The 24012-nt window shown below is 37.3% G+C and carries 20 protein-coding genes; 8 read left to right on the top strand and 12 right to left on the bottom strand.

The window, feature by feature from the left end:
• Nucleotides 1–4 precede the first annotated feature (4 nt).
• Together AVFI_RS13900 and AVFI_RS13905 are read right to left on the bottom strand one after the other, a co-directional pair.
• Nucleotides 5–736 (bottom strand): siderophore ferric iron reductase, encoded by a 732-nt coding sequence (locus AVFI_RS13900; protein WP_012535364.1) that lies wholly within the window; start codon nucleotides 734–736, stop codon nucleotides 5–7.
• A 78-nt stretch (nucleotides 737–814) separates the two neighbouring features.
• Nucleotides 815–2263: a sensor domain-containing diguanylate cyclase gene (locus tag AVFI_RS13905; protein WP_017019341.1), complete on the bottom strand. Its 1449-nt coding sequence runs from the start codon at nucleotides 2261–2263 to the stop codon at nucleotides 815–817.
• A gap of 61 nt (nucleotides 2264–2324) precedes the next feature.
• Here AVFI_RS13905 and AVFI_RS13910 point away from each other — a divergent pair.
• Both AVFI_RS13910 and dbpA read left to right on the top strand, forming a co-directional pair.
• Nucleotides 2325–3553, top strand: a protein-coding gene (locus AVFI_RS13910; RefSeq protein WP_408580437.1) for an IS3 family transposase whose coding sequence is annotated in 2 segments (ribosomal slippage) — nucleotides 2325–2688 and nucleotides 2688–3553 — 1230 coding nt in all. Because the reading frame shifts where the segments join, the coding sequence is not laid out codon by codon here.
• Nucleotides 3554–3845: 292 nt separating this feature from the next.
• Nucleotides 3846–5234: an ATP-dependent RNA helicase DbpA gene (gene dbpA, locus AVFI_RS13915; RefSeq protein WP_012535236.1), complete on the top strand. Its 1389-nt coding sequence runs from the start codon at nucleotides 3846–3848 to the stop codon at nucleotides 5232–5234.
• 106 nt (nucleotides 5235–5340) lie between these two features.
• Here dbpA and emrD read toward each other — a convergent pair whose 3' ends face one another.
• The 5 genes from emrD to AVFI_RS13940 form a co-directional block, all read right to left on the bottom strand.
• Nucleotides 5341–6543, bottom strand: coding sequence for a multidrug efflux MFS transporter EmrD (gene emrD, locus AVFI_RS13920; protein WP_005421973.1), 1203 nt, complete (start codon nucleotides 6541–6543; stop codon nucleotides 5341–5343).
• Between the two features lie 248 nt (nucleotides 6544–6791).
• Complete coding sequence (locus AVFI_RS13925) at nucleotides 6792–8243, bottom strand: sensor domain-containing diguanylate cyclase (protein WP_188863854.1); 1452 nt, start codon at nucleotides 8241–8243, stop codon at nucleotides 6792–6794.
• A 236-nt stretch (nucleotides 8244–8479) separates the two neighbouring features.
• Nucleotides 8480–9982 carry a DEAD/DEAH box helicase gene (locus AVFI_RS13930; protein ID WP_155662897.1) on the bottom strand — a complete coding sequence of 501 codons (1503 nt, stop codon included), beginning with the start codon at nucleotides 9980–9982 and terminating at the stop codon, nucleotides 8480–8482.
• Between the two features lie 154 nt (nucleotides 9983–10136).
• Entirely contained in the window at nucleotides 10137–10859 is a 723-nt protein-coding gene (locus AVFI_RS13935) for a YebC/PmpR family DNA-binding transcriptional regulator (RefSeq protein WP_017019338.1), read from the bottom strand.
• Nucleotides 10860–10949: 90 nt separating this feature from the next.
• Nucleotides 10950–11156: a DUF3283 family protein gene (locus tag AVFI_RS13940; protein WP_012535376.1), complete on the bottom strand. Its 207-nt coding sequence runs from the start codon at nucleotides 11154–11156 to the stop codon at nucleotides 10950–10952.
• A 388-nt stretch (nucleotides 11157–11544) separates the two neighbouring features.
• On the opposite strand from AVFI_RS13940, the gene AVFI_RS13945 reads away from it, so the two are divergent.
• A complete protein-coding gene (locus AVFI_RS13945) occupies nucleotides 11545–11931 on the top strand; it encodes a hypothetical protein (RefSeq protein WP_054776092.1) in 387 nt (128 codons plus the stop codon).
• Between the two features lie 66 nt (nucleotides 11932–11997).
• On the opposite strand, the gene AVFI_RS13950 is transcribed toward AVFI_RS13945, so the two are convergent.
• Nucleotides 11998–12192: a PA3496 family putative envelope integrity protein gene (locus AVFI_RS13950; RefSeq protein WP_005421961.1), complete on the bottom strand. Its 195-nt coding sequence runs from the start codon at nucleotides 12190–12192 to the stop codon at nucleotides 11998–12000.
• A 303-nt stretch (nucleotides 12193–12495) separates the two neighbouring features.
• Here AVFI_RS13950 and AVFI_RS13955 point away from each other — a divergent pair, with 303 nt between their 5' ends.
• Nucleotides 12496–12813, top strand: coding sequence for a YkgJ family cysteine cluster protein (locus AVFI_RS13955; protein ID WP_017019336.1), 318 nt, complete (start codon nucleotides 12496–12498; stop codon nucleotides 12811–12813).
• A 30-nt stretch (nucleotides 12814–12843) separates the two neighbouring features.
• Here AVFI_RS13955 and AVFI_RS13960 read toward each other — a convergent pair whose 3' ends face one another.
• The gene (locus AVFI_RS13960) at nucleotides 12844–13335 is read right to left on the bottom strand and encodes a M48 metallopeptidase family protein (protein ID WP_188863855.1); all 492 of its coding nucleotides are present in this window, start codon (nucleotides 13333–13335) and stop codon (nucleotides 12844–12846) included.
• Between the two features lie 324 nt (nucleotides 13336–13659).
• On the opposite strand from AVFI_RS13960, the gene AVFI_RS13965 reads away from it, so the two are divergent.
• A complete protein-coding gene (locus AVFI_RS13965) occupies nucleotides 13660–14598 on the top strand; it encodes a halovibrin HvnB (protein ID WP_065598123.1) in 939 nt (312 codons plus the stop codon).
• Nucleotides 14599–14714: 116 nt separating this feature from the next.
• Here AVFI_RS13965 and gbpA read toward each other — a convergent pair whose 3' ends face one another.
• On the bottom strand, nucleotides 14715–16196 hold the full coding sequence (gbpA, locus tag AVFI_RS13970; RefSeq protein WP_054776096.1) for an N-acetylglucosamine-binding protein GbpA: 1482 nt from the start codon (nucleotides 16194–16196) through the stop codon (nucleotides 14715–14717).
• Nucleotides 16197–16723: 527 nt separating this feature from the next.
• On the opposite strand from gbpA, the gene pflB reads away from it, so the two are divergent.
• The 3 genes from pflB (at nucleotide 16724) to AVFI_RS13985 (ending at nucleotide 22525) form a co-directional block, all read left to right on the top strand.
• Complete coding sequence (gene pflB / locus AVFI_RS13975; protein ID WP_065624480.1) at nucleotides 16724–19021, top strand: formate C-acetyltransferase; 2298 nt, start codon at nucleotides 16724–16726, stop codon at nucleotides 19019–19021.
• 477 nt (nucleotides 19022–19498) lie between these two features.
• Nucleotides 19499–20764: a RidA family protein gene (locus AVFI_RS13980; RefSeq protein ID WP_065624481.1), complete on the top strand. Its 1266-nt coding sequence runs from the start codon at nucleotides 19499–19501 to the stop codon at nucleotides 20762–20764.
• A gap of 372 nt (nucleotides 20765–21136) precedes the next feature.
• Nucleotides 21137–22525 (top strand): SLC13 family permease, encoded by a 1389-nt coding sequence (locus tag AVFI_RS13985; RefSeq protein ID WP_054776094.1) that lies wholly within the window; start codon nucleotides 21137–21139, stop codon nucleotides 22523–22525.
• Between the two features lie 70 nt (nucleotides 22526–22595).
• Here the strand turns inward: AVFI_RS13985 and AVFI_RS13990 are convergent, their stop codons facing one another.
• Together AVFI_RS13990 and AVFI_RS13995 are read right to left on the bottom strand one after the other, a co-directional pair.
• A complete protein-coding gene (locus AVFI_RS13990; RefSeq protein ID WP_188863856.1) occupies nucleotides 22596–22775 on the bottom strand; it encodes a hypothetical protein in 180 nt (59 codons plus the stop codon).
• A gap of 79 nt (nucleotides 22776–22854) precedes the next feature.
• The gene (locus AVFI_RS13995) at nucleotides 22855–23814 is read right to left on the bottom strand and encodes a hypothetical protein (protein WP_054776095.1); all 960 of its coding nucleotides are present in this window, start codon (nucleotides 23812–23814) and stop codon (nucleotides 22855–22857) included.
• Nucleotides 23815–24012 lie beyond the last annotated feature (198 nt).

Below are 24012 nucleotides of genomic sequence, written 5' to 3' on the forward strand. Positions count from 1 at the left end.
GCAGTTAACGTTTATTATCCGGATGGCGAGGGCAATCTAGACATAATTTACGACCATCACATTTATACACTAAACAACAACTGGTACGAACCAATCGAAGTTGCTCCGTGTTCGTATCAATCTGCAAGCTCAATAAATGCTTATTAGGTAATGAAAATGCCTCTAACCAAAGCTTAGCCTGTTCAAGTAAATATTCGTTAGATAATGTAGGCAAGTAAGTTTGCAATTTTACAATGCAATTAAGCAAACCATCAGCCAATAAGTGATTAGTAAAACCCGGTCTAATCCGAGTCCATTGAGATATATCTTCTCGATATGAAGAAAAAAGCTCACTCAATTGCTGAGCAACAGATGAAATCAAATCTTCATTAGTTCCAAACGTTAAATCTGAATGATGAAACGTATAACCCGCTACAAAATCACTCTTAATCTCTTGGCTCATTTCTTTAATATTAGGAAGCGCTCTAAGCTGATAAATGGATATAAATGCAATATACACAGGCTGCCAACACAATAAGTCCCATGTTCTGGTTAACCAATATGCACTACCAGCCTCAGGAGAAGTCTGAGATAAGCGTTCATAAAGTGCTTTTATTTGTTCGCCATTGTTTTTCGATATATGGAGGTGTGGATCTGCGTTATAGCACTCGGCTTGATGAGCTAAATGCCCACTCAGATAAGGCGTAACCTCTCTTGAGGAGTGAAAAAGTAATTCAAAATATTCACTATTTTGCATATGAAAAGTACAACACCAACAAATAAAGCAGAGGCGTTAGAATAATCATCAAACAGCAATAATGCAAATAATTATCAATTACAATTCAAACCTAACACAGTTACGGCCTGCTTCTTTTGCTTTATACAGTTGAGTATCTGCAATATTCAATAATTCATGAAGACTAGTAGTTAACTCACTCACTGTTGCAACTCCCATACTGCATGTCATTGATAATTCTTGACCATCAACCAAAACAGAAAGAGCTCTAATCACATTTTGTAGACTTTCAGCAACCATCACGGCCTGCTCTTTATCTTTATGATGAAGAAGAACAATAAATTCATCACCACCCAGTCGAGCGACGATATCCTCTTGATTAATTTGTGCTGAACACGCCTCAGAAAATGCAGTGATCATTTGGTCACCAACATCATGTCCAAATTTATCGTTATATTCTTTAAAATTATCAATATCGCACATGACCAACGAGAAAGTTTGCTTATCATATTGATACGTTTTAAATACTTTACTTGCCTGTTCTTCAAAGGCTCGGCGATTATTCACACCAGTAAGGTAATCATTATAAGCCAACTCGGTATACTTATCTTTTTGTGCGCTAGTTTTCTTTAAATAATTAAGATTAAACAACAATAATCCGATAATTACAGTGAAACACCCAATAACAAGCATTAATGAGAGCGAAAATTTAGTTTGCCAATAATTTTGCTCTTTTGTTACCACCACAATAAAAGGTAAGTCTTTAACCTTACGAGCATAAATCGTATCAAGTGTGCCATTCTCATAGATATCAGAAGACATAATCACTTCATTATCACGATAAAATCGCTCTAAAACACTCGGTTCAACCAACGATAAATCAATGCCTTTCCCTAACGGTAAATTACCTTTTGGTATCGCCGAAAGAAGTTTCATATTGGTGCTTAAAATCGCGATACCCATTGAAGATGGAAGTTGTAAATGGCTTAGTGTTAAGCTAAAAAAATTTAAATTAGTAGAAAGACAAACAATGCCTTTTAGCTTTCCTTCATCATCAATGATCTTTTTCCCATGAACGACAACATTTCGTCCAGCCAGATCGATAAAAGGCAAAGTTATTATGCTTTGTCGAGCATTGTTATTAAGTAAAGATTTACAATACTCACGCTCTGAAAGATCGATATTACGAAGTGTTTCGCTATGAGTTAACGCGCAAGATTCATCAACAACAAACGCCAATGTAGCATTAGGTAAGGCATCTTCTTTTTCTTTTAAATAAAACTGCTCAAGCTGATGTGTGATTGGATCATCTTCAATACGACTAGGACCAGATTCTGCCAAGTCATGTGCCATATCATTTAGCACTGCATCAGAATCTGAAAACGACTTAATTAACCATAGCTCAACAAAGCTCGCATTAAATTTTAAGCGTTCAACAACACGAGAGCTATCTGTTTGATAAGAAGTGAAAAGATAAAATAAAGATAAGAAGAGAAGTAAGATCCCAATCGTCATTGAACTATAAAAAAAAGCACTTCGATTTTTCATCTGACCCTTATTTGACGCTTTGTCTCGTCCTGAAATGTGTTTACACATTTAGGACTTTTATATGACAAATCAAGAAAAAACAAAGAATAAGCGAACTCAACGCGATTATTCATTAGGCTTTAAATTGCAGCTTGTTGCCGCTATAGAAAAAGGCGATATGACCTATAAGCAAGCTCAAAACATTTATGGCATTCAAGGTCGATCTACCGTACTTACTTGGTTAAGAAAACACGGTAAGATGGACTGGTCTCAATCACCTAAGATTATTATGCCTAAATCCCCGAAAGCGAAAGAATCGCCTGCACAAAAAATTAAACGTTTAGAGCGAGAGCTTGATGATGAAAGAATGCGTAATTTATTACTTAATGAAGTAGTGAATATCATGGACGCAGAACATGGTGCAGGCCTTAGAAAAAAGTATATTGCCAAGGAGCAAGAAGTCTTCAAAAGCAGAAAATGATCAGCTTAGAGCGAGCTAGTCAGCTACTTGGCATTACAAGACAATGTATATACCAACAAGAACGTAGAGCTCTGAAACGTGCCGTTGAACTTTCACCGGTTAAAAATATGGTGCAAGAAATTCGTCGATATATGCCTCGTATTGGAGGTAAAAAATTATATTTTTTACTTAAGCCCAAATTCATCACTCATGGCATAAAGTTAGGCAGAGATAACTTTTTTTCCTATTTAAGAAATGAGTGCTTATTAGTAAAACCTAAACGAAGTTATACAAAAACTACCTATAGTAAGCATTGGATGAAAAAACATCCTAATTTACTTAAAGAAGTAACACCTCAAGCATCTGAAGAGGTTTTTGTTAGTGATATCACTTACGTTCAATCACAAAAAGGTATTCATTATTTATCTTTAGTAACAGATGCTTATAGTCGAAAGATAATGGGATATGAATTAAGTGATGAAATGAAAGCTACTGATGTAGTCAAAGCTCTTGATATGGCGATAGATAGCCGTCAATATCAAAGGAGTACGATTCATCATTCAGACCGAGGATTACAGTATTGTTCAAAGGTTTATCAGGAAAAATTGAATAAAAATGATATTAAGCCATCAATGACGGATGGTTATGATTGCTATCAAAATGCATTAGCAGAGCGAATAAATGGGATACTTAAACAAGAGTTTCTTTTGTATGACTGTAAAGATTTAGAGGAGTTAAGGCATTTAGTTGAAGAATCTATTTTTATTTATAATGAAATGCGGCCACATTTAAGCTTGGGAATGAGTACACCAAATCAAGTACACAAAAAAGCCAAGTGCGTACGCACTTAGCTTTCAATTAAAAATCGTCAACGTATTTTAGGACGAGACACTTATTATAATTATTTGACGCCGAAATATAACACAAAATATAAATTTATAAAAATTATAAGTAGATCACTTTTTCACACTATTTTATGCCTTTATTTACGTTAATATCTTGATACATTCCACATCGTCTAAATAGTGATGATTTTATATACAGAAAAACTGTGATCTCCCTTGCTTTTTTAGCCTCTTATCTTTACTCTGCCATCCATTGGACAATTATCACTTTGTCACTACTTGTTTAAAGGAAATCACCTTGAGTCAAACATCTTTCTCATCATTAGATCTGCATCCGTCACTTTTACAAAACCTAGAAACATTAGGTTATAACGAAATGACACCAATCCAAGCACAAAGCTTACCTTTCATGCTAAAAGGGAAAGATGTTATTGCCCAAGGGAAAACGGGCTCAGGTAAAACGGCGGCATTTGGTTTAGGTTTATTAGCTAACTTAAATGTAAAACGCTTTCGTGTTCAATCTTTGGTTTTATGCCCAACACGTGAACTGGCTGATCAAGTAGCAAAAGAAATTCGTAAACTTGCTCGTGCAATTCATAACATTAAAGTACTAACTTTATGCGGCGGTGTTCCTTTTGGCCCACAAATAGGTTCATTAGAACACGGTGCTCACATTATCGTTGGTACTCCAGGTCGTGTTGAAGAACACCTTCGTAAAGGTTACTTAAACTTAGATAACCTAAATACATTTGTTCTTGATGAAGCAGACCGTATGTTAGAAATGGGCTTCCAAGATGCAATTGATGCGGTATTAGATCACGCACCAGTTAAACGTCAAAATCTTCTGTTTAGTGCGACTTTCCCACCGCAAATCAAGTCCATTGCAGATCGTATCATGAACGATCCAATCATGACTAAAGCAGAAGAAACAGTAGAAAACACATCAATTAACCAACACTTCTTTAAAGTGGGTGATTTTGAAGATCGTCTAGAAGCACTGCAAATCCTATTGCTTAAGCACCAACCTGAATCAACAGTTATCTTCTGTAATACAAAACGTGTAACCCAAGAAGTGGCAGATGAACTTCGTCATTACGATTTCAGCGTAACTGCACTTCACGGTGATTTAGAACAACGTGATCGTGATAAAGCGTTAGTACGTTTTGCCAATAAGAGTACGTCGATTCTTGTTGCAACCGACGTTGCTGCACGTGGTTTAGATATCGAATCACTTGATGCTGTGGTTAACTTTGAATTATCTCGTGATCCTGAAGTGCACGTTCACCGTATTGGTCGTACAGGTCGCGCAGGAAATAAAGGTATTGCTCTAAGCCTTTTCAATGAAAAAGAAATGCACAACATTGCTCAAATCGAAGAATACATGAACATTGATATTCGTGATGAAGCGTTACCAAGTGCTGATTACCTAAAAGAGCCTGCTTACTACGCTGAAATGGTTACTTTATGGATTGATGGTGGTAAGAAAAACAAACTACGTCCGGGTGACATTTTAGGTGCGCTTACTGGTAAAGACGGTATCGAAGGTAAAATGGTTGGTAAGATCAACGTGTTTGATTTCCATGCTTATGTTGCTGTTCATAATACCGTTGCAAAAGCAGCGCTTAAGAAACTAGAAAGCGGCAAAATGAAAGGCCGTAGCTTCCGCGTAAGCCGTATGCGTGGCTAAACCAAATTCATATCAAGTAATGACCATTTCATTATAAGTAAAAAGGCCGAATAGAAATTATCTACTCGGCCTTTCTTTTTATCAAATATTTATGTGGATTGTATATCTAAACCGCTAATGGCATTTCGCTTGATGGCGGAATTGAATGCACTTTACGCAAACCGTATACCGCAAGTAACGCCATTAAAAACATGATCAAACCTACTGGCATTTGGCTATCAGCCGGAATGAACGATGCTACCATTGTTGCTAAACCTGCACCCAAGTTCTGCATACCACCTAATAAGGCACCTGCTGTACCTGCATGATATGGAAATGGTGATAAAGCACCCGTCGTTGCAGCAGGAAACAAAATGCCTGCGCCTAAGAAGTACAACACCGCACCACCGATCAATGTTAATGCTGTGGTTAATCCCATCAAACCTGGAATTAATACAATTGCAGCGCCTAACACAATTGAAACTAGACCAACATCAAGTGACTTCTTCTCAGACCAATGTTTAGCTATCACACTTGATAACGCCGCCCCCGCTAAGTAGCCAGGAATAGGCAGAATAAACAAAATACTTACCGTTGTTGCTGGCAGTTTTAATTTACCACCAAGTAATACACCAGCAGCCGCTTCAAAAACAGCAACGCCTGCGAAAGTTGCAACAAGACAAATTAGATAGCCTTGAAAACGGTGCTCAGACAGTACATGGCGGTAGCTTTTCCATACCGCATCTTTACGACGAACTTCTAAAGGAAGCGTTTCCTTCATTGAAGTCACCATAATGATCATAACCGCGATACTGAACAGAGCTAAAAATAGGTAGCTTGAACGCCAACCAAATGCTTCAGTTAAATAGCCACCTAACACTGGAGCCAAAAGTGGTGAAAACATCATGCACATACTGATAATACTATTGGTTTTATGTAGCTCATCACCAGAATAGCAATCACGCGGAACTGTACGGCACATTACACCAGCAGCACCAATACCTAAGCCTTGAACAAAGCAGCCAGCTAAAAACAGAGCATACTCATGAGCAAATAACGCAACTAAGGTACCCGCAATATATAATGCCAAGCCAGATAAGATCACAACACGACGGCCAACACGATCAGAGATCGGGCCATAGAAAAATTGTGATAGACCATAAGGGATCAGATATACAGCCATTACCGCCTGTAAAGATGCAGGGCTAACCTTGAATTCACTTGCCATGTAACCAATTGATGGCACATACATAGTTTGGCTCATTTGACCAACAGCAACTAAAATAACGATCAAAAAACTGAACGTCGCAAGTGAATACGACTTTTGCATGACTGCTCTCCACAAAAACAGTAATTATTAATAAAAAATAATAAGGTGTGATAATTAATAAAAGAAAGGCCAGAAATAATAGTCGAATTATCCTCTAACCTTATGGCGCGAGATGATAAGGCGTATAGAGGAAAGTGGCAATCAAATTACCTTATATTTCACAAGAGATTTTTTGTGGATTTTGGATTAGTTTTTCTAATGAAAAATCCAGCAAGATAACTCACTGGATTTAATAGGGGGAGGAAATATTAAACTGATATAAAAACTTGGTTTCGCCCTAAACGCTTTGCTTCATAAAGCGCTTCATCGGCACGGCTTAATAGTTTGCAGGCATCGAAAACATCATCATGCATTTCACTTACACCGATGCTGCTCGTTAGTTGTACCAATTGACCATTAATTCTTATTTCTATATTGCGTATTGAACAAAGCAGTTCATTAAGTATCACTTCCGCCTCATCCCTGCTTTTATTACTTAACAACATGACAAACTCATCGCCACCTAAACGAGCAAAATGATCATCAGTGTCACAGATATTTTCACAAGCACGACTAAATAAACGCAACACCTCATCACCAACTTCATGACCATAGGTATCATTTATTTGTTTAAAATAATCAATATCAAACAGTGCAACAGAAAATGTCTGGTTTTTAGAGTGATAGTTTTGAATAAAGCCTAACACTTTTGCTTCAAAGCAACGTCGATTACATGCTCCTGTCAAATCATCAAACAAGGCAAGTTTAGAGTAATGCTCAGCTTCACTACTGAGTTTTCCAAAATAATAAGCGTTTTTAACAAGGAAAATGGCAAATATAAGTAATAAAGCAAAAACAGTGGAAATGGCAATATAAAGGGGAGTTACCCAATGAGATTTAGCCTTAGTTACTAATACAATAAATGGAAGATCCGATACTTTTTTTACATACCCCCCCTGATAGGCACCGTTATACCTTTCATTTGATTCAAACATTAACTCTTGATTGTACTTTAAACCGCTAATTTCTTTTTTAGGAATATAATCAAAATCCAGTTTTTTCCCAATTGGCAAGAATTTAGGCACCGTAGAAGCTAATACAGTAAAATCACTACTTAATACTGAAATAGAGCTAATGTTCGTTAAGTTTACACTTCTTAAGGCTTTAGAAAAAAATGAAAAATCAGTAATGATACCTACAATTCCTGCAAAGTTTCCGTACTCATCATTAACCGTTACACTTTGAGAGATCACATTTCGGTTTAAAATGTCTTTAAAAGGAGTAGTAATAACCGAGTTTATTTCTTGATCACTTTTCTTTAGTTTTTGACAGTACTCTCTAGAAGAGAGATCAACGCCACCAATTGTCTTGGTGTTTAATAATACGCAATCTTTATCGACAGCAAAAACATGAATGGCATTCATCAATGTCTGATAATGAATTTCAAATAACTCGCCATAATCTTCATCATAAGCCTCATTAAAAGATAAAGAAGCGAAGTTCTCTTCAGTTAATGAATCTGAAAGTTCATGTAATACATTATTGGAATGGTAAAAAGCCGTCTGAATCCAAGAAGACACATAATTCGCATTAAACTTTAACTCGTTCTCAATCAATCGACTTTGTTTGTTATAGCTCTTTGTCACATAAAAAATAGCACAAGTCATTGCGATACTTAACAGCAGCAAAGACCCAACAGCAACGATATTTTTTACCCTCATTATTCCTCAAAGCATTCATCTGACTAATTTATACTCACAAAGGTACACCAAGTTTATTAACAGACACATGGTTTCATAATGCTTTTGATAACTGTATCAATAAAAAGGCACCATCTCATGTTCAAGACAGCTCACATCTAACAACTAATACCCTCCCAAGTAAGGAGATATATAGCTTATAAAAAAACCGGCGAAAATTGCCGGTTTTATTACTTTTTTACATAAGAAAAAAAAGATCAGTTTGCTTTTGGTTTACGTGCTGGTCGTGGACCTTGACGACGTGGTTTTACATCCGATTTTGGAGTAGATTTTGATTTACCAAAGTTACTGCCATTACCGCGATTTTCGCCAGTTCCTTTAGTTTTAGGTTTACCAGAAAATGGACGCTTTTTCTTATCCGAACCCGTACCTTCTTTTTTACCTGATGGATTATTTGTAGGAGTACGTTTTGTCGCTGGCTTTTGACCTTGTTTTGCGCCTTGTTTATTGCCATTACGATTTTCACCTGAACGCTGACCATCTTTATGTTCAACTCTTGGTGCTTTTGGCTTCTTAGGTTTTTTCGGTTTGATCGGGCGAGTATCCAGTTTTGATTCTGGTACTTTGTTAACTGGCTCAAAACCTTCTAACACATGGCGAGGCAATACTTTTTGAATCAAACGCTCAATAGCAAACAATTCTTTCGCTTCATCTTCGCTCACAAAAGAAATGGCTTTACCTGTTGCACCAGCACGACCTGTACGACCAATACGGTGAACATAATCTTCAGGTACTTTTGGTAAATCAACGTTAATAACTTGAGGTAATTGCTCGATATCCAAGCCACGCGCTGCAATATCCGTCGCTACAAGTACTCGTACTTGACCACTCTTAAAGTTTGCTAATGCTTTAGTACGCGCACCTTGGCTCTTATTACCATGAATTGCTGCAGCACTTACGCCCTTCTCTTCTAGTGTTTTTGCAAGACGGTTTGCACCATGCTTGGTTTTACTAAAGACTAAAACTTGCTTCCAATCATTATCTTTAATCAGTTTAGTAAGTACTTTAGGTTTACGGCCTTTATCCATTACATAAACTGATTGCTCTACTGTTTCAGCCGTTGTGTTACGTTTAGCTACTGAAATCTCAACAGGATCTTTCACTAGCCCTTTTGCTAATTGACGGATCTCATCTGAAAACGTTGCAGAAAAAAGCAAATTTTGACGGTTTTTAGGAAGCTTAGCTAAGATTTTTTTAATATCATGAATAAAGCCCATATCTAACATACGGTCAGCTTCATCCAAAACAAGAATTTCTAATTGATCAAACTTAATCGCATTTTGATTAGCAAGATCCAGTAAACGACCTGGTGTTGCTACCAAAACGTCCACACCACGACGCAAACGCTGCATTTGTGGATTCACTTTTACGCCACCAAAAACCACATCAGAAGTCAGTGGTAGGTTCTTACTATACTTCTCAACACTTTCGTGTACTTGCGCGGCTAACTCACGTGTAGGCGTTAATACTAACGCACGAACTTGATTAAACTTACGCTTTGGACCGTTCGACAAACGCTCCAATAGAGGTAATGTGAAGCCTGCTGTTTTACCTGTCCCTGTCTGTGCAGCCGCCATAACATCCTTGCCTTCAATTACTGCTGGAATTGCTTGTAATTGAATTGGTGAAGGCGTGCTATAACCTTGTTCTTCTACAGCTTTTAAAATAGGGGCAGATAAGCCCAGAGAGGTAAAACCCATACAATCATTATCTCTATATAAATATTATGCGCAAAACTGCGAGCGCTGTAGGATACAGTAAGTTAGAGATTACTCAATCCTAAAGCCATTATTAAAAAGAAAAAGCCGAGCAACATAGGCTCGGCTTTTATCATTTTGAAAATTAAAGGACTGATTAGTCTTCTAATTCTGCGTTGTGATAAACCTGTTGAACATCATCACAATCGTCTAGCATGTCTAAGAATTTTTGGAATTTCTCAGCATCTTCACCAGTTACTGGTGTGTGGTTTTGAGGAACAAAAGTGATCTCTTCAACATCTAGAACTAAGTCTGGGTATTCTGCAGCTAAAGCAGTTTTTACTTTAAAGAACTCAGTGTTTGGTGCAAATACTGTGATTACGCCATCTTCAAGTTCAATGTCAGTAACGTCAGCATCTTGCATCATTAGTGCTTCAAGTACTGCTTCCTCGTCGTCGCCTTTAAACTGGAATACAGCTTGGTGATCGAACATGTGAGCACTTGTGCCTGGGCTACCAATTTTAGCGCCAGTTTTAACGAAACATTGGCGAACGTCTTGGAAAGTACGGTTACCATTGTCAGTTAGACAGTCAACGATTACGCTTGCGCCGCCTGGAGCAAAACCTTCGTAACGTGCGTGTTGGTAATCTTCACCACCACCGCCAGTTGCTTTATCAAGGGCTTTGTCAATTACGTGTGCAGGAACTTGGTCCTTTTTCGCTTTTGAAATAAGGTGTCTTAGAGACAAGTTCATGTCTGGATCTGCACCGCCATTCTTAGCACACATGTAAATTTCTTTACCGTATTTAGAATAAACTTTGATTTTTGCGCCCTGTGTTTTAGCCATTGAGGCCTTGCGCACTTCAAAACTTCTTCCCATCGGGATTCTCTCTTATGTTTGTTGACTTAAAATTATGGGCAGGATTCTACCAAAATACTCAGGGGATACGCTAGTAAAGATCAAGGAACCTTACGCTACGCCCATTTTTGTTTTATATTTTTCGATAGATTGCTGAAAAAACAGACGTTCTGTCTCATCTTCTAGCTTCTCTGCTTCTATAGTCCAGAGTTCAGGACCTGCTTTTGCATTTTTTACCTTCCAAACAAAGAACGCAGCTTGTTTATCGAGTTCGATTTTATTTTTTTCTTCAGGAGGTAATAGCGAAAGGTTATTCATAACAAGCTCATTTAATTAATCACCGCTAAATTCTAATGCTTCATCGCTAAATTTTCTAGCAATAAAAAATGAAGTCCCACAACCATTCACAATAACCACTCACAATTCATATCGTTAACCGATGAATTTAAAGCATCATATTGAGCCAAGATCTAACTCTGGTATAGGTTCTCAGTATTAATTTGACATTGCGCCCATTTTTCTCAAAAGTGCTACATTGCTAATGTGTTAATTATCAATTATTACTATAGAATAGATCGATTCGCTTTTGTTTCTATGAAATACCATTTAGAAATGAGAGCTTGTTTTAAAGCTCCTTCGTGAAAATAGTCCGTTAAATAGTCAAAGCGGCACACCATGAAGTGTATGGTTCAGTGAGTAACTCAAAATGAAAAGTAATAAAAAATTCCACCCAAAAGAGTTGATCGTTGCAGTCATGATTTTAGGTGCACTGGGTTTTGCAGCCAAACCTTTCTTCTCAAACATTGAAAGTAAAGCAAAACAAAGAGTATTAAGTAACATTAAAACTTCTGTTGAGCATGCTAACCAAATTGCAAGTGATGACCCACTTGATAGCAATTCAATAATTAGATTAATAAAACCTGAAGATAATCTACTTGTTTCAATTCAAGAAGTGGATGGCCAACAGCAACTGTATATCGGATTTGCAGATTCAGCTGAGAACATTAAAAACGCGGATTGTTACTTTATGTACAATCAAGCTAATCAATCTAATTCTGTATCAAGCAGTAAACTTGAAACGAGCGGTTGTTAAAAACAAGAATGCGCCGGTTCTGGCGCATCTATAAGTATCTAAAGGTATGAAGGTAGAAATCAAAAACTAATGGATAAGACCTAATTCTTTTGCTTCTTCAAGCGTAAGTCCGCTTTCTCTAATCTCACGCATCGCTTCAATACGACGACGCGCCGCTGCTTTTTTCTGACACTCCGTAATGTTTGTTACCACTTCATCACTTACTTCGTACTTGCCTTTCATGTCGGTGATTTCACCGTGATCAATTGAATTAATAGACATAATAATAACCTCCTAAATCCATACCTTTCAGGTGTATGTTTAGCAAAGGAGATTAATGATGTTAAACCTATTCATTCGAGAATGTGAGCTGAGTAATATTTGTGATTTTTTTTCAAAAAAAGACTATCACTAATATTGTCAATTGAACTACATTTAAGGTTCTACCCTACGCAAAGCCTCATTGACCCAGATCACGACTTAGCATCTCAGCGCATTCTATTTTTTAAATAAATTATCGAGTCTTTCTAAAAAGTAGCGTACCCTGCGTACATACTGACAAAAAACGCATTAATAGGAACGCTAGTGAGCATTGATATCATAGAGCTGCCTTCTGACACACATAGTCCCTCTACCATTACCTGTTCTAATTGTCGTGCATGCTGTTGCCGCTTAGAAGTAATGCTCATCACAGATACGGGTGTACCAAAAGAACTCATTGAAAAAGATCAATGGGGTGGTGAAATAATGAAAAGATTAGATGATGGCTGGTGTGCCGCCGTGGATCGCGACACCTTGATGTGCACCATCTATGAAAACCGTCCATGGATTTGCAGAGAATTTGAAATGGCTTCTTATGAATGTGAAACCGAGCGCAAAGATAACGGGATCGATCCTCGCTAAATATCAATTTCAAGTTTAGAGATTAAAAAATCACACCGTTTCTAAATACGTTAGATACAAACGCGCATCAAATTCTAACTGGTGATACTCAGGTTCCATATGACAACAAAGAGCATAAAACGCCTTATTGTGCTCTTTCTCTTTAATATGAGCTAATTCATGCACTACGAGCATACGCAATAAGGGTTCTGGCGCTTTTCGAAACACACTTGAAATACGAATTTCATTTTTTGCTTTCAATTTATTGCCATGAATACGAGAAACAAAGGTATGTAGACCTAATGCATTATTGACGACATGGATTTTTGAGTCATATACCACTTTACTTAATGGCGATGACTTCTTTATGTATTTGTTTTTCAATGCTTGAGTGTACTCGAACAACGCTTTTTCTGACGTAATATCATGCATAGTTGGGTACTTATTTTTTACCCACTCAGCTAACTTTCCATTCTCAATCATTGGGGCTACTTGCGCCAAAATATGTTCAGGGTAGCCCTGAAGGTACTTTAATTTATTCATTTTATGTAATATTCAACGCCATAATCATAAGACTATTGTACCTCTCTTTTACTTCTACTCAATCAATAACCCTGATTCATTACTCAATTTAATTAATTCTATATTCAGTAAAGTAATATTTTAATGCGATAAACTTTATTTAATTTATTCTAATGAATTTATTTTATTTTTTAATTTACATTCTTCGCAGACTAGGTCAAAAAAACTAAATGTAGTAATTTTTATGCCGTAGTTTATATTCAAATAACAACTTAGAATTTATTTCGATTATTAAAAATAATCAATATTATTTTAATGATAAACAATTAAAAAAAGGAATGAATTATGTTTAAGTTGGTATTAACGTTTTTTATAATAATAAGCAGTGCCAATGCCTTCGCTTTTGCTAAGCCACCACCTCCACAACCACCAACAAAGCCGCCAGGTTATTCCGTTGTCACACCTGAGTTGGGAAATAAAGTGGTTAAGAACCTAATGGAAAATTATTACGATACAAGAGCCAATTGCGGCGCTTCACATCGTTCTTCTTATCTATGTAGTGGAGTCACATTACGAGGTACACAACCGGGTAATTATCACGTATGGGAGCCAAGCCCATCATCAGAGAAGAGTGGCGGTGTTTCTTTCTCATACCTTCGTACTGATGCTAAGTTCTCACGCCTAGCTTATGGATACAAAAGTGGTTTTACTATTTACCCAACGTTTGAGTTAGTTGGTAGTGCCTTAGATCTTGAATATCTTTGCTTTTTCCCTGTAGATGCAGATACAAACCGACGTGATGATGCTGGTTGTGGAGCCCACACTTCATACCAATCAAACAGTGGTGAGTGTAATGCACAAGGTATTTATACTGAAGGCCAATGGGTAAACCACTACAATTCAACATCAAGTAATGGTGATAACCGCGATCATCATCAATGTGGTTTTAACATTCAATATTATTACCCTAATGCTACTGAGTTTGTTGCATCTAACTTTTATCAAGGACTACAAGCGATGCGTGATGTGAGTGGGCAAACTCATAACAAGCAAAATGAGATCCGCATTAAAACATGGGATAAAAGCTTAGGCCGTCAAACTCCAGTTCAAGCTTTCTTTTATATTGATATAACGGGTCAAGAAGGATTAAATGAAGCGAGATCTTACCAACAAGATTTCTATAATATGTATGGTTTAATAAAACCAGTGGTTAAATTAGACTTGCCAGCAACTTGGGATGATGAAGCTAAATTTACTTTCTCAATGGATGATCAAGCAATTTAATCTATAGATAAGATAAAACACATAAATAGTATTTAGCTTATAAATAAAAAGAGCCTTCATATTATATATTGAAGGCTCTCATATTATTTTTTATCGCTATAATCTAATAAACAATATTAGTTTACTTTATCCCAAGCCATAGACCAATCAGAGCCAACACCTGGTGCAAAGTTAGTTGCTGTTTCAGTCCATTGCACACAGTAACCAGAGTATGGGAATTCTTTACATTGGTAAATGTAACCATCTTCTGCTAATACTTTCGTACCTGCTTGATAGCCCTTCACACCTTCTGGGAATACAAAGTCAAAATCACCTGATGGTGGAGGCGTTACCGCTTCTTCAACTAAGTGGAAATCAGACATATCTTGTTTGATTAACTCACCATCCATGTTTTTGATACGAGAAACCAACATGTGATGACCTTTCTCAGACTTAGATAGTGCCATTACTACTGATTTTGCTTCGCCATCTTTTAGCGTTACATTCGTGTTTGCTAGCGCTTCTTTACCGTGGTTATAAACCGTTAGCTCAACATTCATGTCACCCGCAGCAGCATATAGACTTAAATCTAATTCTGTCGCTGAATCACCAATTGTGTACTCAGACGCCAAACCTTCAATATCTAGATGATAAACAGGTTCAACCGTTTCTAATTGATAGCCAATTTCAACGCTCTTTAGACCACTTCCCGCTTTCAAGTAAACAGGGTTAGGACCGTATTGAGGTGAAAATTCACCCTTATCATTTAGTTGACCAGCACCAATATTTTGCTGCTCTTTATTGATCTTTGTTGCTAACGCATGTGTCCAGTTATTCGCTTGACCTTGCGTTTCATTCTCAATCACTAATTCAGTAGAAAGAGATGCATTTTCGCCAGATGCATCAAACACACGAGTAAATACACGGTCACCCACGTTTAAATCACGAGTTGGGTTAATTTGACCACCTTGAGACCAAGTTGGATCAACCACGCCACCATTACCGTCAAACTTAACGTCAATTACGTTATAGAATGCAGCTGCAGTATCACCCACATCCCAAACAGCAAGAATAACTTGGTAGCCTTCACGCTCAGGAACAATACATTCGTGTGAGAACGTATTTGGGTATAGAGGCGGTTTTTCCATGTTGTATTCAAGTTCACAGAACGGAGTCAGATCAAATGAATCACGTGTTAATACCGCATTTGGATTCCAGTTCTGTTTTGTCATGTAGTACTTCCACGTTCTTGTTACGTGGTTTGCTGTAAACGTCCATTCAAACGTTTGTGCACCAGCAGTAATTGGACGTTTAACCCAACGATCCGCTGTTTGTTCGTTTAATTCTGAAAACTGAACCAGACCAGCACCTGCGATTTGACCATCTGCAGGACCTTTCTCAGGGAAACCTTCAGGGCCTTCAACACTTTGTGGTTCCCATTGAACAGAACCACAATCACGGTTTTTTTCTTGAGTATCTGACGTTGGGAATTTACACAATGCAGCACGAGAGCCAGCAATACCATCATTAGTTTCAGATACATAACCATGTGCCGATACGCCTGAGCTTACCGCCATCATAGATAACGCAATCAGCGTTTTCGTTAAGCTTTTGTTCATTACTTTACCTTTAATACAGTTATTATTATGTTTTTTTGTTCTGCACAGTCTTTCAATAAGTTTGGTCGCCTATTTTGATAATTTGACATGATTGGGCAGGCGCTGAAATGTAATGGAAAGAATTTATAAAAACGATTTTTACTGCATTAAAATGGAATTCAAATCACACATTATTATTTTTTGTAACTTATTGTAAATAAAGAAATAAATATAGATATCAGATTCCAGATGCCAAGCAAATACCCCCAATAAAAAACATTCGCAAAACAAATGCATTCAAACAATTAATCAACAGTGAAAATACAAAATTTAACTCACTAGACTAACGACAAAGAATATTAAAAACTTAATATATGCATAAAATACATTTAAAAAATGAAAAGCATTCATTTTACTCATACAGTTGATAGGAATAGTATCGTTCTAAAGGAAAACAGTTTGTGATTACGCATTATTGAACATCCAAATTCAAAAATACGACTCTACAAACTGATTGAAAAACAAATAATTAAAGATAGGTAAGCATTATGACTATTCCAACAACTGGTATGATAGAAGCATGGCGTGGCTTTACTAATGGCGAATGGCAAACGAGCGTAAACACTCGTGATTTTATTCAAACAAACTACACTCCGTATGAAGGAGATGAATCCTTTCTTGTAGAAGCAACAGAATCAACCACTACATTATGGAATAGCGTATTAGAAGGCATCAAACAAGAGAGCCGAACTCACGCTCCTGTTGATTTTGATACCGACCTACCTTCAACCATCATTTCCCATGACGCTGGTTACATCAATAAAAATCTCGAAACAATCGTTGGTCTACAAACAGACAAACCACTAAAACGCTCTATTATCGCTAACGGCGGTATTCGCATGGTGAAAAACTCATGTGAAGTGTATGGTCGTGAGTTAGATAAAAACGTTGAGAAGATATTCACCGAATACCGCAAAACACATAATAAAGCATGTTTTGATCTTTACACTAAAGAGATCCTTGCATGTCGTAAATCAGGCATCATCACGGGTCTTCCTGATGCTTATGGCCGTGGTCGTATCATTGGTGACTATCGTCGTTTAGCGCTTTACGGTATTGATTTCTTAAAAGCCGATAAAAAAGAGCAATACAACTCAACTCAAGCTTTCCTTGAACAAGGCCAAGATCTTGAAAAAACCATGCGACTTCGTGAAGAGTTAGCAGACCAAGTTCAAGCGTTAGAAGACATTCGTCAAATGGGTCTAAAATACGGTATTGATATGTCTTTACCGGCGAAAACTGCCCAAGAAGCCATTCAATTTACTTATTTTGGTTACCTTGCTGCGGTTAAATCTCAAAACGGTGCTGCAATGTCATTAGGCCGTACATCAACCTTCCTTGATGTTTATGTTGAACGTGATATTGCCAACGGCTTAATTACCGAAGAACAAGCACAAGAGATGATTGACCACTTCATAATGAAGTTACGTATGGTACGTTTCTTACGTACACCAGAGTACGATTCACTTTTCTCTGGCGACCCAATCTGGGCAACAGAAGCCATGGCTGGTATGGGCGTTGATGGTCGTACGTTAGTGACTAAAACAACATTCCGCTATCTACACACATTGCACACAATGGGCCCAGCACCAGAGCCAAACATGACAATCCTTTGGTCAGAGCAACTGCCGATTGCCTTTAAGAAATACGCAGCAAAAGTATCTATTGATACCTCATCAGTACAATACGAAAACGACGACTTAATGCGTCCTGATTTTGATAATGATGACTATGCTATTGCCTGTTGTGTAAGCCCACAAGTCGTTGGTAAACACATGCAATTCTTTGGAGCTCGTGCCAACCTAGCAAAAGCACTGCTTTACACCATCAATGGTGGTATTGATGAAAAATCAAAAGCACAAGTTGGCCCACAAGTAGACAAAGTAAGCGACGAAGTCCTTGATTTTGATAGCCTAATGCCACACTTTGATTCAATGCTAGATTGGTTAGCAACACAATATGTGACGGCTTTAAATATCATTCACTATTCGCACGACCGTTACAGTTACGAAGCATCATTAATGGCATTAATGGATCGTGATGTTCGCCGAACAATGGCATGTGGTATTGCAGGTTTATCGGTTGTTGCTGACTCACTGGCTGCCATTAAATTCGCTAAAGTAACGCCTGTTCGTGATGAAGATGGTGTGGCTATCGATTTCAACATTGAAGGTGATTACCCTAAATTTGGTAATAACGATAACCGTGTTGATGACATTGCTTGTGACCTTGTTGAACGCTTCATGAAAAAAATTCAGAAAATGAGCATGTACCGTGAAGCTATTCCAACACAATCGATTCTTACTATTACATCAAACGTTGTATACGGTAAGAAAACAGGTAACACACCGGATGGCCGTCGTGCAGGTATGCCTTTTGGTCCGGGTGCAAACCCAATGCATGGTCGAGATGAGAATGGAGCAGTAGCGTCGCTAACATCCGTATCAAAACTGCCATTTGCTTATGCTAAAGATGGTATTTCTTATACTTTCTCTATTGTGCCAAATGCGCTTGGTAAAGATGAAGATGCACAAAAACAAAACCTTGCAGCCCTTATGGATGGTTACTTCCACCACGAAGCCGCAAGCGTAAATGAGGGAATTGAAGGTGGCCAACATCTAAATGTTAACGTATTAAACCGTGATACATTGCTAGATGCTGTTGAACACCCAGAAAAATACCCACAATTAACCATTCGAGTATCAGGTTATGCGGTGCGTTTTAACTCACTGACTCGTGAGCAACAACAAGACGTAATTAGCCGTACATTTACAGAACAAATGTAACATTCATAATATAATAAATAGCAACGCCACTTCATTATGAGGTGGCGTTATTTTTAGATGCTAACATATTAATGGGAAGTAGAAATAAATATCTATTACGATAGATTTCACTTTCAACATTATATTCACCAGAAAAGTAGCATAAATTAATTTAGACCTAAACTACTAGAACTAAAAATTAATTTCATTTAATAGATTTAAAATAAAATAAGAAAACAAAGAAACCACATAAGTCACTAATAAATAAGATAAAAAAGCAACAACCACAAAGCAACCATTAAATAAACCGATAATTCAATCCCATATAAACATAAATGAATTTAACTTCAGATATAAATCACTTATATATGTAGATATATTCATAATCAGCAATAAATCACCTCACAGCCTTATATTGGTCATATTTTTACATTACGCTCTTTTTTAATTGAGATTACCCACCAACTCACATAATTAATTTCACAAAGGAAATATCACATGAGTAATCGTATAATTAAATTATCAAGAAACACTGAAAATGCCCCAATTAATGCAGAATCAACACAATCTGTCGCCTTCTCTCATTACAATAATATTTCGGCTCAATTACCTATAGAGCCAAAGACAGGTAAGTTGATCTCTAATGAAGTAAAAGAACAAGCATTGCAGTGTTTAAAAAATATTGAATCGATTGTAAAAAGCATTGATCACGTAAAAGAAGACATCATTAAAATTACTGTTTTTGTAAAAAATATCGAAGATACTAACGCTATAGATAGCATTTATGCTGATTTCTTCCAAAACGAATTTCCTACTCGAACCGTTGTTGCTGTCGCTGATTTACCAATGGATAACGCATTAGTACAGATGGATGCACTTATCTCAAACGGTGAAGGGACGTACCCACAAGCACCGTGTGCACTGCTCAAAATGGCAAGAAATACAAACAATGCCCCAACGAACGAAGTGTCGACACAAACCGTTGCTTTTTCTCACTACAACAATATTTCAGCGCAACTGCCTATCGACCCAGTAACCAATCAATTAATCATAGGCGATGTAACAGAACAAACCACTCAATGTTTAAAAAATATAAAAGCAATTTTAGAAAGCATTGATGTACCTTTTGATGACATCGTTAAAGTGAATATTTTCCACAAAAATGCCTCAGATATTGATGCGATAAACAAAGCGTATACTACGTTCTTCCCCGATTCAGCCATCGCAAGAACACATGCCTACGTTCCGGCAAGAACAACGATTATTGCCGCCGATCTGCCAATGGGAGCTCTAGTTCAAATAGATGTTGTCGTATCACATGGTGATGGTACGCCACCACAAGCCATTGAAGATCGCCATGGCATTGTTATTAAAGCAAATAACACAAATAATGCTCCACTCAATGCATTATCAACACAAACCGTTGCTTTCTCGCATTACAACCATATCTCGGTACAACTGCCGATCAATCCTCAATCTAATAAGGTTGAAGTAAATACGATTACAGAACAAACAGAACAATGTTTAAACAATATTAAAGCCATTGTAGAAAGCATTAACCATGAAATGGACGATATTGTAAAAGTGAACATTCAACTTAAAGATATCTCTGATATAACCACGGTAAATAAAATCTACACCTCATTTTTTAATAGTGAACTTCCAGCAAGAACCGTTATTGGTGTATCTGATATTCCTTTGAATGCTCTCATTCAAATCGATGCCGTAGTCTCAAACGCAGAAGGCACTCCACCGCAACAATAAATTAATGATTCATACTCAGGCTTACTTAAGATAGTAAGCCTGTTCATACTTACCTCACATTACATCAACACCAAAAATTAAATACTAACTCATTATAAAAAAAGAAAAAAATCAACACGCCCTATCATTTCAATTCCCTTTTAAATTTCTTCTTCCAAATAAATAACAGTTAACACAAGAGTAACAATTAAAGTGCAATTTCTGTTTAAAACGTGATCTTAAATAGAGTTACAACATTATATAAACGATCAAAACGACACTCCTCATAACCTTCCATTTACTACGGTTAATATTCTGTAACAATACAAAAGATATCAAAACAATCTTGATAGAAAGTTGGTCTGAAAATTCATCGTTAGAATGGAGTTCGTCATGCTCAAAAATGAAAACCTACCGTTACCCACAAATACCAGGGAATGGTTCTTAAATAAAAATAGCCTTATCATCCTCGCTGATATCGTTCTTTTTGCTTTACTGTATAACTTCCTTCCATTTGAAAGAGACGTTGTGCTTGGGTTAAGTATCTTAACGTTTGTGGCTATTTTATGGCTCACCGAAGCCATGCACGTTAGTATCACTGCGCTTTTAGTTCCTATGCTCGCCATTGGTTTTGGTATTTTTGATACCGGAAAAGCACTCAGTAACTTTGCAAACCCGATCATTTTCCTCTTTCTTGGTGGTTTTGCTCTGGCTGCTGCACTTCACAGACAAGAGCTAGACAAAGCCATTGCAGATAAAGTATTGGTTTTAGCAAATGGTAAAATGAGTACCGCTATTTACATGCTATTTGGGGTAACAGCAGGGCTATCAATGTGGATAAGTAACACCGCTACCACCGCCATGATGCTTCCTCTCGTTTTAGGGGTATTAAACAAAGTAAACTCAAAATCAGGCCACAACACCTATGTGTTCGTTTTACTTGGTATAGCTTACTGTGCCAGCATTGGCGGGATCTCAACCATCGTTGGTAGTCCACCAAATGCCATTGCCGCTGCAGAAGTTGGTTTAAGTTTTACAGAATGGATGGCCTTTGGTGTACCTGTAACTTTGGTTTTACTACCAACCACAGTTGCACTTTTGTACTTCATGCTAAAACCAAACTTAAATGAAGTCTTTGAGTTAAACCGAGAACCTATTGCATGGGATAAAGGTAAAGTCGTTACTTTAATGATTTTTGCTCTTACGGTTACCTTATGGGTTTTCAGTAAACCAATTAATGCCATGCTAGGTGGATTCTCAAAATTCGATACTCTGGTAGCATTAATGGCGATCATTCTGGTTGGATTTGCACGAGTGGTGCAATGGAAAGACATTGAAAAAACCACAGACTGGGGTGTATTACTGTTATTTGGTGGTGGTATCTGTTTAAGTAACATCCTAAAAGCAACAGGAACCAGTACCTTCCTAGCGCATAGCCTGAGCGATATTCTTGCTCAAGCAGGCATATTATTTACCATATTAACCGTTGCAGCTTTTGTGGTGTTCTTAACTGAGTTTGCAAGTAACACGGCAAGTGCCGCTCTGCTTATCCCAGTATTTGCAAGTGTGGCAGAAGCTCTTGGTATTTCACCTGTTGTACTTTCAGCCATGATAGCAATCTCCGCTTCTTGTGCCTTCATGCTGCCAGTTGCGACACCACCTAATGCCATTGTCTTCGGCTCTGGTCATATTAAACAATCTGAGATGATGCGTGTAGGTATTTACTTAAATCTTGTTTGTGTTGTTGTCTTAACCGGTTTCGCTGCCATTTTCTGGAGATAATTCACGGTTTTAATTATCTATCTCATTATATAAAAAATTACGGCACTTATTGTGCCGTAACTAAAAAGCATTACTTCTGTACATCTTGGTGATACCTACTAGGAATTCCATTTTTTCTTTCATACTCTTCAATAACATCAAATAATTTATTAAATGCCTTTGCTTCTTCTACGGAAAAATTTCTATAATTCAAATGCCCAGAAAGCATTAATAACTCACCCAAAGCATGATTATATTCATTTACTGACATATGAACCTCCTTTTATTTTGAATAAGCTCATATTAATAATAGCAGTATATTCAAAAAGAGTGAGAAAAGAGCCAACACTTTAATTACATTCTAACTTTTTCCAAAACTCATCATTCGGATCCTTTTCTTCACGCCATTTAGGATCTTGTCTTGCCGTTAAATACCATTGCAATCCATCAAATAATGCAAAAGCCGTTGGCCCACCTAAATGTTCAAACGCATCAAAAAAAGCATCTTCCATATGCATCAAGGTTTCTAAATCTGCACATTGATGTTCAATCGCCCACTCTATCGCCTCAGGTTGAACTGTGGCTTCAGGCATAACAATAGAAACTAATGGAAGAGCAACATCATTATTCTCAAGTTGAGACTCTTCTAGAATATCGACTCTGTCTTGCTCTTGTTTTTGGATCTCATCAATAATGGCATTTCGCTCTTTATTACTGATATCACGATTTAACTCAGCAATACGTAATCCATAAGCAAATCGCTCAGATCCAACAAGTTCAACGATCGTCTCTAATAATAATTTATCCAGTGACAAGGCTTTTACATGGTGATCAATACACGCTTGAACACTTAAATAACGCACACCGTTAAACTCAAACCCATAACTCTCATCTCCTTCTAGTGGAGATCCATCAACACACAGCTCCCAACCGACATAATCAACTCGTGCTTTTGCTATTTCATACATTTGCCATGCACTTTTTCCAAAACCTTCAAGTACTGCGCCATGAAACTCAGCCTCTTCAAGCTCTTCTTTTGTCCATTGCAAACCAATACCCAAATGCTTGGCGTATTTATTCATTAATGCGTGTTTTACTTTATCTCGATAAGACCAAATAGATTCAGACACACCAGAGGATGAAAAAGACAAACACTCTTTACATGCTGGTAGTTCAATTGGTTGATGGAATATATGATGAACTTGACGTGAAGAACTAGGAAAAGAGAGAAGATCATACGAAGGCTCGCCACAAAACCAGCATGTATGTCTTAGATTAAAAGGAACATCAATAAGAGAGTAATTAACCATGGGGCATCCAACAACGCATTCGAAAAATGCATTCTACCCCATGATAACGGAAATTGGATTACTCTTTTCTTCTTAAGATCCCCAACGTATGAAAAGCCATTGGAATTATCACGACGATAAGAATCGAGATTAAAATTTCCATAAACGTCATAAATGAACTTTGATCACTTATATAGAACATACTGTTACCCTGTGTTA

The sequence above is a fragment of the Aliivibrio fischeri ATCC 7744 = JCM 18803 = DSM 507 genome (assembly GCF_023983475.1).
GTDB classification, from domain to species: Bacteria; Pseudomonadota; Gammaproteobacteria; order Enterobacterales; family Vibrionaceae; genus Aliivibrio; species Aliivibrio fischeri.

Bases quoted from the DNA above. Each gene is read 5' to 3' on its own strand.
- AVFI_RS13900 (WP_012535364.1), bottom strand. From the start codon at position 736: ATGCAAAATAGTGAATATTTTGAATTACTTTTTCACTCCTCAAGAGAG.
- AVFI_RS13905 (WP_017019341.1), bottom strand. From the start codon at position 2,263: ATGAAAAATCGAAGTGCTTTTTTTTATAGTTCAATGACGATTGGGATC.
- emrD (WP_005421973.1), bottom strand. From the start codon at position 6,543: ATGCAAAAGTCGTATTCACTTGCGACGTTCAGTTTTTTGATCGTTATT.
- AVFI_RS13925 (WP_188863854.1), bottom strand. From the start codon at position 8,243: ATGAGGGTAAAAAATATCGTTGCTGTTGGGTCTTTGCTGCTGTTAAGT.
- AVFI_RS13930 (WP_155662897.1), bottom strand. From the start codon at position 9,982: ATGGGTTTTACCTCTCTGGGCTTATCTGCCCCTATTTTAAAAGCTGTA.
- AVFI_RS13935 (WP_017019338.1), bottom strand. From the start codon at position 10,859: ATGGGAAGAAGTTTTGAAGTGCGCAAGGCCTCAATGGCTAAAACACAG.
- AVFI_RS13940 (WP_012535376.1), bottom strand. From the start codon at position 11,156: ATGAATAACCTTTCGCTATTACCTCCTGAAGAAAAAAATAAAATCGAA.
- AVFI_RS13945 (WP_054776092.1), top strand. From the start codon at position 11,545: ATGAAAAGTAATAAAAAATTCCACCCAAAAGAGTTGATCGTTGCAGTC.
- AVFI_RS13950 (WP_005421961.1), bottom strand. From the start codon at position 12,192: ATGTCTATTAATTCAATTGATCACGGTGAAATCACCGACATGAAAGGC.
- AVFI_RS13960 (WP_188863855.1), bottom strand. From the start codon at position 13,335: ATGAATAAATTAAAGTACCTTCAGGGCTACCCTGAACATATTTTGGCG.
- AVFI_RS13965 (WP_065598123.1), top strand. From the start codon at position 13,660: ATGTTTAAGTTGGTATTAACGTTTTTTATAATAATAAGCAGTGCCAAT.
- gbpA (WP_054776096.1), bottom strand. From the start codon at position 16,196: ATGAACAAAAGCTTAACGAAAACGCTGATTGCGTTATCTATGATGGCG.
- pflB (WP_065624480.1), top strand. From the start codon at position 16,724: ATGACTATTCCAACAACTGGTATGATAGAAGCATGGCGTGGCTTTACT.
- AVFI_RS13980 (WP_065624481.1), top strand. From the start codon at position 19,499: ATGAGTAATCGTATAATTAAATTATCAAGAAACACTGAAAATGCCCCA.
- AVFI_RS13985 (WP_054776094.1), top strand. From the start codon at position 21,137: ATGCTCAAAAATGAAAACCTACCGTTACCCACAAATACCAGGGAATGG.
- AVFI_RS13990 (WP_188863856.1), bottom strand. From the start codon at position 22,775: ATGTCAGTAAATGAATATAATCATGCTTTGGGTGAGTTATTAATGCTT.
- AVFI_RS13995 (WP_054776095.1), bottom strand. From the start codon at position 23,814: ATGGTTAATTACTCTCTTATTGATGTTCCTTTTAATCTAAGACATACA.